General features: G+C 39.6%; 5 protein-coding genes. 3 read left to right on the forward strand and 2 right to left on the reverse strand.

Annotated elements, in window-relative coordinates:
* The first annotated feature begins 21 nt into the window (after nucleotides 1-21).
* Nucleotides 22-3,729: an ATP-binding protein gene (locus BUE31_RS28810; protein ID WP_073407348.1), complete on the forward strand. Its 3,708-nt coding sequence runs from the start codon at nucleotides 22-24 to the stop codon at nucleotides 3,727-3,729.
* Between the two features lie 240 nt (nucleotides 3,730-3,969).
* Nucleotides 3,970-6,447, forward strand: a complete 2,478-nt coding sequence (locus BUE31_RS28815) for a M1 family metallopeptidase (protein ID WP_073407349.1) — start codon at nucleotides 3,970-3,972, stop codon at nucleotides 6,445-6,447.
* 94 nt (nucleotides 6,448-6,541) lie between these two features.
* Here the strand turns inward: BUE31_RS28815 and BUE31_RS28820 are convergent, their stop codons facing one another.
* Together BUE31_RS28820 and BUE31_RS28825 are read right to left on the reverse strand one after the other, a co-directional pair.
* Nucleotides 6,542-9,340 carry a TonB-dependent receptor gene (locus tag BUE31_RS28820; RefSeq protein ID WP_073407350.1) on the reverse strand — a complete coding sequence of 933 codons (2,799 nt, stop codon included), beginning with the start codon at nucleotides 9,338-9,340 and terminating at the stop codon, nucleotides 6,542-6,544.
* Nucleotides 9,341-9,510: 170 nt separating this feature from the next.
* Nucleotides 9,511-10,494 carry a FecR family protein gene (locus BUE31_RS28825; protein WP_073407351.1) on the reverse strand — a complete coding sequence of 328 codons (984 nt, stop codon included), beginning with the start codon at nucleotides 10,492-10,494 and terminating at the stop codon, nucleotides 9,511-9,513.
* Between the two features lie 194 nt (nucleotides 10,495-10,688).
* Here BUE31_RS28825 and BUE31_RS28830 point away from each other — a divergent pair, with 194 nt between their 5' ends.
* Nucleotides 10,689-11,492, forward strand: coding sequence for an SDR family oxidoreductase (locus BUE31_RS28830; protein WP_073407352.1), 804 nt, complete (start codon nucleotides 10,689-10,691; stop codon nucleotides 11,490-11,492).
* Nucleotides 11,493-11,495: the final 3 nt, after the last annotated feature.

Below are 11,495 nucleotides of genomic sequence, written 5' to 3' on the forward strand. Positions count from 1 at the left end.
CCATCAGGGAAAATACGGTTAATGCTGACTCTATTATGCGCCAGCTTGTTTTTTACGGCAGTAATTGTCCGTAAAACATACACCACTGTAAACAACCTCGATCAAACTGCTAAAGTACTTGAAGACAACCTGCAAAAAAAAGAAGGCTATGTAAATGACCTTATCAATAACAAAAGCAGCTTTAATAAATTAAAGAGCCTTCAAAATAACCCTTATTTCGCCGTAGACCTGATCAAAGAATTTACTACCGAAAAAAATATCTGGTTTATAACATTAACCCATAACCAGCTGAGTTTTTGGAGCGGTATAAAAGTAATACCTGAACATCCAGGCTCCATAAAAGAAGGATACTCGTTCCATAAAGAACCAAACGGATACTATGAGGTTATAAAAAAGAGTGAAGGCAATTTTACTGCGATCTTTTTTATCCCGGTAAAAATAAATTACACATTTCAAAACGAATATCTTCAAAACACGTTTGCGACCGATTTAAGTAAGGATAATAATATTGAAATAGCCGATTTTACCGATAAAAGTGTTTATGAAGTACGCAGCACCAACGGTACATACCTGTTTGCAGTTAAAATAAAACAAGGCGAGGTTAGTCATTCATTTTTTTATTATGAGATAACCATATGGCTGTTAACCCTGTTATGTTTTTGCATACTGGTTAACAACGTTTGTAATTATATAGCATCAAAGGGGTATCTAATCCTCTCGTTACTTGTATTAGCCTGCTTTATTGTTTCTGTTCGATGGATAAACTTATATTTTAACTGGCCCGAATTTACTTATCGCCTTGATATTTTTGACCCGGCATTGTATGCATCAAGCTTTGCCTACCGTTCGCTCGGCGACTTGTGCATTAACATATTATTTATCTGCTGGTTTGTATGTTTTTTATATTCCCGGCGGCGGCAGGTGGTCAAAAACAGCCCTAATAAAGCAGTCGGTTACCTGATTTTAGTAAGCGGTACATTAATACTGATATCCGTATCAACGCTGTTGCTAAATATCTTTTATGGGCTAATAATGAATTCTAAAATAAGCTTTGATGTAACCAATGTGCTTAATCTTTCTTTTTTTAGTGTACTGGGCGTAATAATGCTGTGTTTTAGCTTCCTGATATTTTACCTGTTAAATGAAGTTTTTTTAACAATATCGGCTAAACTTCCTGTTTCAAATTTAAACAAGGCTTTAATACTGGGTGCGGGTGTTGTTTTAGCAAGCATTGTTGCGGCTTACTACGAGGACTTTACCCTGTTTTATTTTTTATGGGCTATGCTGGTATTTACAAGAGCCTATTCATACAGGTTTAACAGCGGCAAACTAAATGCTATTTCGCTATCCTTCATGATTTTAATTTGTGCGCTTATCTCAGCCATAAAGCTCAACCATTTCGAGTCGGTTAAAGAGAAGGAGATCCGTAAGGCATTCGTTCAGAAATTAGAAGTGCCTAATGATGCAAATGCCGATGTGATATTTAAAAAAGTTGAACGGCAAATAATTGCCGATGCCTCCATAACACAATATTTTATCGATAGTGTACACAATACCAATTATGTAAAAACCCGGTTGCAGAAATTATACTTTAACGGATATTTATCAAAATACGATTTTAACGTACACGAATTTGATAACAGTAACAACCCTCTTTCGGCAGATAAAAGCTATTCATTGAGCGTATTTAAAGACCTTGTGCTTTATAGCTCATTTAAGGTTTCAGACTATTTTTACAGGGTAAATGAATCGTTTGGTTATCAAAACTATTTTGCGATTCTGCCAATCGCCAAAAATGGCAAAAGCCTCGGCACTATCGTTATCGAGTTAAAATCGAAACCGCTGCAAACATTTGCTTCATTTCCCGATTTGCTGATAGACGGGCAGATAAATCGCGAGGACGAGTTCAGAAACTATTCATATGCTTTTTATATAGATGATAAATTAGTAACGCAAAGCGGCACCTATATATATGACCTGGAAAACACAGACTTGCAGGGAGCGGTAAAACAATACAGATCAATAACAACAAGGGGCAATAATCCGCAATGGTATTTGCACTTTACAAACTACGACCATTTAATTTATAAACCCAGCGAGCGTAATTTAATTGTAGTAAGCAGGGAGCAAAATTTACTGTTTATAGGCATTACCTCAATCACCTTCTTTTTTGTAGTGTTTTTGTTGTTTAGCGTTTTAGTATTGTTAATTGGGTGGTTATGGATCAGGATAAAAATATTTAATGTTAAAAATAACCGGATAGGGTGGGGCTTTAAGTTGAATTTTGACCTGATACTCTACAAAACACGGATCCAGTTTTCAATGATATTTGCTGTGGTAGCTACATTAATAGCAGTTGGTTTTATTACCTTCTTTTCAATAAGTACGCAGTATCAAACCCAGCAGGACAAAATCATCAGGGAAAAGATCACCCGGATAGCCAGTGCATTTGAAAACAGCGCCTACAACAAATATTTATCAAACATTAACGAAGAAAGCCAGGTTGATTTTAACGAATTTGCCAACACTTACGCAGCCGACCTTACCCTGTTTAATCCTGAAGGCGTTGAACTGATTAATACCCAGCCCAAAATTTATGAATTCGGTCTGCAAGCCAGGCGAATGAATGCCAAGGCTTATATATACCTCAGCAAGTTTCAAAAATCGGAATTTGTTAATGACGAAATTATAGGTAAGCTAAACTATAAAGCCGCTTATGTGCCGGTGCGAAATTCAAACAAAACAATAGCTTATTTACAGCTGCCGTATTTCAGTAATGAGGCCGACTATAAGGAGCGGATCGGATCATTATTAAACATAATGATAAATGTTTATGCTTTAATTTTTATAGCCATCGGGCTGTTTGCAGTGATAATTGCAAGGCAAATAACTGCGCCATTAAGTTTCATACAGTTCAGCCTAAGTAAAACAACTTATGGCAAAAAGAACGAGCCTATCCGCTGGGATCGTAATGACGAGATTGGCGCATTGGTAAAGGAGTATAATAAAATGATAGCCGCATTGGAAAACAGTGCGCAAAAACTGGCCCAGAGCGAAAGGGAAAGCGCCTGGCGCGAAATGGCAAAACAGGTGGCCCACGAAATTAAAAACCCTTTAACACCACTAAAGCTTGGCTTGCAATTGCTGGATAAATCATGGAAGGATAAAGATCCTAAGTTTGACCAGAAGTTTGAACGGTTCAGCAAATCGTTTGTTGAACAGATAGAAAGCTTATCGAACATCGCCTCTGAGTTTTCGGCTTTTGCAAAGATGCCCGATACCAAGCTTGAGCAGATAAACATTTTTGACGTATTAACCCAGGCCGTTACCATTTTTAAACAAATGGATAATGTTAAAATTGTATTTCATAGCCCTGAAAATCCTTTTATCATAAACGCCGACCGCGACCAGCTCCTGCGTTGTTTTAATAATTTATTAAAAAATGCTATTGAGGCAGCGCCTGCAGATAGGTATGGCGTAATTGAAATTAATTACCTGGTAACCCATAAAAATATTTTGCTCACCATAAAAGACAATGGCAATGGCATTCCCGAAAATTTACGCGAAAAGATCTTTGAGCCCAATTTTACTACAAAAAGTTCCGGCACCGGGCTTGGATTAGCCTTTGTTAAAAACTCCGTTGAAAATGCCGGTGGTAAAGTTTGGTTTGAAACCCAGCTTGGCCATGGTACCACCTTTTACTTTAGCCTGCCTTCGGCTTTGGTGTAGCGTTTTTTGAGGCAGATTTAGCCTTGACCAACTCTTTAAACATTTAATAAACATTCCTAAAAGTAAAGCAACCCCGCGAGCTACGAGTAAATTATTGTCTTTTTTTCAATGTTTAATTGATATTGTGTTGATTACAAGCATTTTATGACAATTGAGTATTGTAATTAAAATAATTAACTGTAATAATATAGTACTATGTTATAAATAGTACTATATTTGAATAAATTAAAAATACTTGAAATGAGAAGAATTAGCGCCACCTTACTTTGCGGACTGATATTGGCCAATGTACTGTTCATTCCACTCTTCGCTCAGGACCTCAAATCAGAATTTCCGGTTAAAGGTTATCATGAAACAGCTCCCAGGATCAATGACTTGGTACATACCAAACTGGATGTTCGGTTTGATTATAAAAAACGTTATTTATATGGTAAGGAGTGGGTTACCCTCCGCCCTCATTTTTACCCCACTGATACACTTAGGCTGGATGCTAAAGGGATGGAGATCCATACTATTGCGATCATAAAAAATGGTAAAAGCGTGCCTTTGCATTTTTCATACGACAGCTTGAGCTTAAATATTAAATTGAATAAGATCTATCAGCCTGAAGAAGCCTACACTCTGTACATTAATTATACTTCAAAGCCCGAAGAGTTAAAAGGGAGGAAAAATAATGAGCATGGGTTGTATTTTGTTAAACCCGATGGGGCTGAAAAAGACAAGCCTACTCAAATATGGACGCTGGGGGAGCCGGAAAACAATTCAGCATGGTTTCCAACTATTGATAAGCCTAATCAAAAAACTACCGGAGAGATTAGTATAACCACCCTTTCAAAGTATACTACACTATCCAATGGCCGGTTGGCTTCGCAAAAAAACAATGCAGATGGCACCCGTACTGATACCTGGAAAATGGAGTTGCCGCATTCGCCGTACCTCTTTATGATGGCTGTTGGGGATTTTAAGATCTACAAAGATAGCTGGCACGGAAAAGAGGTAAGCTATTACATGGAGCCAAAATACGCGCCCTATGCCAAAGATATGTTTGGCCTTGTACCTGAAGCAATGGAGTTTTTCTCCAAAACACTTGGGGTTGACTTTCCCTGGAACAAATATGCGGAGGTGGTTGTGCGCGATTACGTAGGCGGGGCCATGGAAAATACAACAGCGGCTATATTTGGTGGTCAATCAACCAAAAGAGAATTAATTGACAGTTGGTATAATGCAGGTATTGAACATGAATTGTTCCACCAGTGGTTTGGCGACTATGTGACCGCAGAAAGCTGGAGCAATATTACGCTGAATGAATCCTTTGCGGATTTTGGAGAGATCATCTGGCTGGAACATAAATATGGCAAAGATGCCGCAGATGAACATGTACAACAAGGTTTGCAGAATTACCTGGGCAGCAGCGATGCACGAACAAAAAGCCTGGTCACTTTTTATTATAAAAATCCCAAAGATCCATTTGGTATCACCTATTCAAAAGGCGGGCGTATTTTAAATATGCTGCGAAACTATTTAGGTGATGCTGCTTTTTATAAAGGGTTACATATTTACCTAACCACATATGCTTTTAAAAATGCGGAAGTGCCGCAATTAAGAATTGCCATGGAGGAAGCCAGTGGCCTTGATCTGAACTGGTTTTTTAACCAGTGGTATTATGGCGCCGGGCATCCGGAACTAAACATCAGCTATAAATGGGACGATACAACAAAAACGGAAACCGTTTACCTGCAACAAGCACAGGACGGAATCCCTTTTGTATTACCTGTTGCTATTGATCTTTATGCGAAAGGTTCAAAGGAACGGCATAAGGTATGGCTGCGCAACAAAGCGGACACATTAATTTTTAAAGCAGCATCAAAACCCGACCTGGTTAATGTGGATGCAGATAAAATCCTGGTCACCAAAAAAACAGATAATAAAACACTTGAAGAGTACATTTTTCAATATTTTAAAGCGCCATTATATCTTGACCGGGATGAAGCGATTGAGGTTGCTGCGAAAAATCAGTCAGAGAAAGGTGCACGAAAAGTGCTCATCGCTGCATTGAAAGATAAGTTTCCGGGTTTGCGCCTTAAAGCTATCGGCGTGTTGAACATGAAGCACGAAGATATACGAAATGCTGACGATGATTTACGAAACGCAGCTATTCCAATATTAATTGAACTTGCCAAAACAGACACTAATACGCAGGTTCAGGCTGCTGCCATTAACACCCTCTCAGTATTGAAAGACCCGGTTAATATGAATGTGTTTAAACAAGCGTTAAACAGCCAGTCATATTTGGTAGCCGGTGCCGCTTTAAATGGTATTATACAGTTAGACCCTACCTTGGGTATGACTTACGCAAAGAGCTTTGAAAATGACAATGAGGGGGCTTTAACTCAAGCTATTATAAGTGTGTATGCCACCAATGGCGGAGAGGCCCAGTGGCCATTTGTGTACAACCACTATAAGGAGGCTAATTTCCAGGATCAGGTACATCTCACTATGAGGTTTGCTGGCATGATTGGTCGTTTAACACAACCTAAAGAGGTACAAAACGGTATTGACGAGCTGAAACAGCTGGGCATCAACTATAAAGGCTCCGGTGCTGCTCCTTACATGATCAAATTCCTGAATACTATTAAGGAACAGCGTGCGAAATTGAATGATACAATTTCTGCAAAAGCAGCCAATGATGCTATTCAGCAGATAAATGACGCAAAATAAAGGGGGAATATTTCATAATAATAAAAAAGCACCTATGCCAGGTGCTTTTTATTAACTGATCTTATAAAGAACGAAGCATAAAATATTTTTAAAATCAATTTTTAACCCGGTTTTTTTCGCTTTCTGCACCATTGGCTTCGTGCTGGCGCTGGTTGGTAATGGCTTTACCAAATCTGTAACTTAACGTTAAAACGGCTAGCCTGGTATCATTACGGTTATGATAAGATGCTTCGGCAAGCGCCAGGTTGTTGATCACCCCTGTGTTTCTGTATATATAAAAAATATCATTTACTGTAAGCTTGAGCGTGGTGCTGGCCGACAGTTTTTTAGAGATACCCCCGTTTACCTGCTCGCGGTTTCCCAACACAAATTGTGCATAGGTTATTTTACTCTGATAATATCCGTCGAGCTGGGCGTTCCAGGTTTTGCTGATGCTGAATTGCAGGATAGGTTGAATGTAAACGTAGGTTCCTTTAGTATCAAGTGGGCCGGTATAAAAGTTGCTTTTATATTCGTTATTACCAACCTCGGCGTAGATGTGAAAATTAAACCAGCTTGCAGGATCAAAACTGGCATCAACAGAAATAGTTTTGCTTATGGTGCTGCCAATATTACCGGGCCTGCTGTAATAAATACCATTCAGGATCTGGATGGTTTCATCAACGTCATTTGTTGTTTTTCCATAGCTTATAGTGGTTGTGATCCTGTTTTTAAAGGTATGTGAAAGCTCAATGTTATTTGTAAACGCAGGATTCAGCAAGGGATTACCTACATAATAAGTAAACTTATCCAAAGGAGTGATGAATGGATTAAGGTCCTGGTAATACGGGCGGTTTATCCTGCGCCCATATTTTAGTCCAAATTGATTGTTCCCGGCGGTATCCAGTTTATATAGAAGATAAAAAGTTGGGAAAAGATTAGTGTAATTGCGTTTAAAGGCAGAATCCGGCTTTATGGCATTACCAAGCTGGTGCCCGTCTGAACCTGTGTTTTCAACCCTTAGTCCGGCCTGGATAGAAAGCTTTTTAAAATCCTTATTCAAATTCAGGTATGCCGCATTTATATTTTCCTTGTAAATAAAATGATTGCTTTTGTCATAATCAGGTGTGGTTACATTATTTACCGTATTTGAATAAACAGCCAGGTTATCAGTTTTGGTATAGCTTGATTTTAGGCCTGCGGCCAGCTTCCATCCATCTGCTAAAGGGTGGGTATAATCTGTTTTTGCAGAATAGATATGAATATCAGACGGGAGCGTACCTGTTAACAGATCCTTTGAAATCAATGTTTGATTGGGCAAATAACTCTCGTTATTAAATTGCTGGTTCCTGTTATTGCGGTAAACTATGTAATCAAAATCGGCTGTAAGCTCCTTCCCGTTCTTATCATATTCGTGCCTGTAATTAAGGTTGATCCCGCCATTTTTAAAATGATCGCTTTCCCTGTTATGCGCCAAAATAAGTGAATCGAGCTGGCTGCCTGCATCTAAAAGCCTGCTGGTATTTGAAAAATTATTGGTTGATGGCCGGTACATACCATTCAGCACAATTCCCCAGGTTGTTTTATCAGACTGGTAATAGTCCATCCCTATCTTCGTATTTACCGCCTGTCCGTTATTGGTAATATCGTTATGCTGCATAAAATAAGAGCTGGTACTGCCATCGGCATTTTCATACCTGCGGTTAATATCAAGGTAATTAAAACCGTTTTGAACATTATAACTTACGGTACCGAAAAAATTAAATTTATTATCCCGATAATTAAAGTTGAAGCTGTTGTTGGTTTTTGCTTTTACTCCCTGAACATATGCCAGGCTCAATCCACCATTAAAGCCCCTGGCTTTGTTTCTTTTTGTTCGGATGTTGATCACACCCGAATTTCCGGCGGCATCATACTTGGCAGGCGGGTTGGTCATGATCTCTACCTGGTCGAGCGTGGAGGATGGCAGCGAACGCAGGTAATTCTGAAGGTCATCGCCCGAAAGGTAGGTGGGCTTATCATCAATATAAATAGCTACTCCTGCTTTACCTTTCAGGCTTATGCTCCCGTTTTGTTCATCTACCTGCACCCCGGGCGATTTTTCCAATACTTCAAGCGCGGTTGTGCCCGCATTGCTGATCAGCGCATCTACGTTAACAACTGTACGGTCAATCTTTTGCTCAATAAGAGGCTTTTTACTTATAATGGTAACTTCTTTTAAATTTGTGGTTTTTGTGCCGAGCACGATATCAGGCAGCTGGATTGTTTTAAGATCAGCCAAAGAAACTGCTACCGAAATACTATCCATTCCAACTGCCGAAATTTTGAGCAGGTAATTCCCTTTCTCCGTTAAATTTAATTTGAAGTACCCACCGGTATCCGTTATTACCGACTGGAGGACTTTTCCAAAATCAGCTTTTTGGATACTTACATTCGCAAAATCAACCGGTTTACGGGCAAGGTTTATAACCCTACCCTTTATTTCGTAAGCTGTTTGTTTTGTTTGCTTTTCGATAAAGATATTTTGATTAACCTGCCTGTATGAAACAAAAGTATTTTTCAATAATTCCTGCAGCGTTTGTTCAACGGTGCGGGTGCCGTAGGGCAGGGTTATGTTGGTGAGTTTTTTAAGATCGGCCTTGCGGTAATAATAAACAAAAGAGGTTTGCCGCTCCATTGCCTTAATGGCGGTTTCCACGCTTTGCTGTTTAAGGCCCAGGGTAACCTTTTCGGTAGTAATATCCTGCCCCTTACTGGCAGTAGCCAGCAGCAGTTGGAAAGTGGTTAATAATATTAAAGTTACCAGTACACTTATACGCATTAATTGACGGATAAAAGTTTTATTAGCTGTTATAATACCGGGCAGGTTAGCAAATAGCTCTCCCGGTTTCCGCATTTTTGCAGAAAAATTCATAATTTTAAATGTTTTAGTTATTTCCGAATGATTTAAAACCCCGGGTACCCCGGGATCCTGTAAGCCGATGCCAGTCGGCTTGCAGGTTTATTATTAGTTTCTTTCGCCTTGCGATAAAACCGTGGTATTACCTTATTTTATGTGGATCATTTTTGCTTGTTGATTTGATATTAATTATCACAGCCGGGCCCGTCAATAGTAATGCTGCCATCAGGCTGGGTTTTATAGGTGGCATTGTTAAAATCGCAGATGGTTTTCAATACTTTTTCCAGCTTTTCCCCGGTTAATGAAGCGCCGGTAAACCGGCAATTTTTAATCCTGTCGTTACTGAAGCCTATCTTTACATTAAAACGCTGTTCCAGTTGTTTAGCCACTTCTGCAAATGTTTGATCCTCAAAATGAAGATCGATTTTTTGCCAGGCAATCGCCCGGGTTGCATCCACAGCCTGTTGAATGGCTTTGTTGCTTTGTATATTAAAACTTATTTGCTGATTAGGGGTAATAATACCCAATGGCTCATCGCCATTAGCAACGCTTACCTTGCCGCGGGTTACCGTAACAACTACCGTATGTTGATTTTTGTCTTCCTTAATATTAAAGGCTGTACCCAAAACGGTGGTGACCACTTTGCCCGTATGAATGATAAAAGGTTTTGAAACATCATGTTTGATATCAAAATAAGCCTCGCCCGAAAGGTAAACTTCTCTTGTTTTGGCATTAAATGCTACAGGATACTTTAACTCCGAACCGGCGTTAACCCAAACCTGGCTGCCATCGGCCAATGTGATCTGCTTTTTTTGATTTAGCGGAACATGCAACGCTGTTAACTGTACCGGGTGCATCCGGTTTTGCAACACAGGCCATTCAAGATAAACAGTAAAAAATATAGCCAGCACAGCTGCTGCAGCACCTATGTATTTCCATAAAGGGTTACGCTTTGGTAATGCAATAACTTTAGGATTGTTTATAGTGCCCCGGATCTCATTAAATAAGCCTGAAAGCCATTGGTCTTTATCGGCTTTGTCCAATTGCTGCCATTCGGAATTAATGTTCCCGTTATTATTTAGCCAGGTTTCAACCCGCTCATTTTCTTCTGGCGATGCTTCTCCATTTAAGTAGCGATCTAATAGTTCTTCAATATCATTCCGGCTCATGGTACCTTACATTTTGCCAATAGTCGGATGAGATGGGGAATGGTACCATAAGAAATGAAAATATTTTACAAGAGTGTAATTTCCTTTTTTTAATGTGGGTTATTTTCTGTTTTTGATGAGACTATATTTCCAGTCCGAAATTTTATTAAATTAGGACAAAGTACTGGCCTTCATAATTGAGAAGAATAATTAGCATGAACAACCACTTTAAAAATAAAATTATCTGGATCACTGGCGCTTCTTCCGGAATTGGTGAAGCCCTTGCCTATGCCATGTCGGCCCGTGGCGCAAAGCTGATATTATCCGGTAGAAGGCTGCCGGAACTGGAACGGGTTAAACAAGATTGCACAATTCCTGAACAAGTTCATTTGCTTCCATTAGATCTTTCAGATCCACATTCATTGGAAAACAAGGTAACAGAAGCAATTAAATGTTTCGGGCAAATAGATATTATGGTACATAATGGAGGGATAACTCAGAGGTCACTTGTCGTCAAAACAGAAATGGAGGTGCATCGCCGGGTAATGGAGGTGGATTATTTTAGTTATGTAGTGCTCACAAGGGCGCTGCTGCCTTATTTCATGGCGCGGAAAGATGGGCATTTTGTAATTACAAGCAGCGTTATGGGGAAGATAGGTACGCCTATGCGGTCGGCTTATGCAGCTGCCAAACACGCCCTGCATGGTTTTTTCGACTGCCTGCGGGCGGAAGTAAAGGCTGATAACATTAAAGTAACTATACTTACGCCGGGTTATATTCGCACCAACATTTCCTTATTCGCCCTTACCAGTGATGCTTATGGTTTGGGTAAGCCGTCTGAAAATATAGAAAACGGCCTTCCGGCAGATCGCGCAGCCAAACAAATCCTGAAAGCCATAAAAAGAGGTTCCTTTGAATCTTACATCGGTAAATTCAGTGGTGAACGGATTGCGCTTTGGCTAACCAGGTTTGCACCAGGTGTGTTTACCAGGATTGCGCCGAAACTTATCCCGAAATAAAAA

Origin of the sequence: Mucilaginibacter sp. OK098, from assembly GCF_900142915.1 — a bacterium.
In the GTDB taxonomy this organism is placed as follows: domain Bacteria; phylum Bacteroidota; class Bacteroidia; order Sphingobacteriales; family Sphingobacteriaceae; genus Mucilaginibacter.

Bases quoted from the DNA above. Each gene is read 5' to 3' on its own strand.
- BUE31_RS28810 (WP_073407348.1), top strand. From the start codon at position 22: ATGCTGACTCTATTATGCGCCAGCTTGTTTTTTACGGCAGTAATTGTC.
- BUE31_RS28815 (WP_073407349.1), top strand. From the start codon at position 3,970: ATGAGAAGAATTAGCGCCACCTTACTTTGCGGACTGATATTGGCCAAT.
- BUE31_RS28820 (WP_073407350.1), bottom strand. From the start codon at position 9,340: ATGAATTTTTCTGCAAAAATGCGGAAACCGGGAGAGCTATTTGCTAAC.
- BUE31_RS28825 (WP_073407351.1), bottom strand. From the start codon at position 10,494: ATGAGCCGGAATGATATTGAAGAACTATTAGATCGCTACTTAAATGGA.
- BUE31_RS28830 (WP_073407352.1), top strand. From the start codon at position 10,689: ATGAACAACCACTTTAAAAATAAAATTATCTGGATCACTGGCGCTTCT.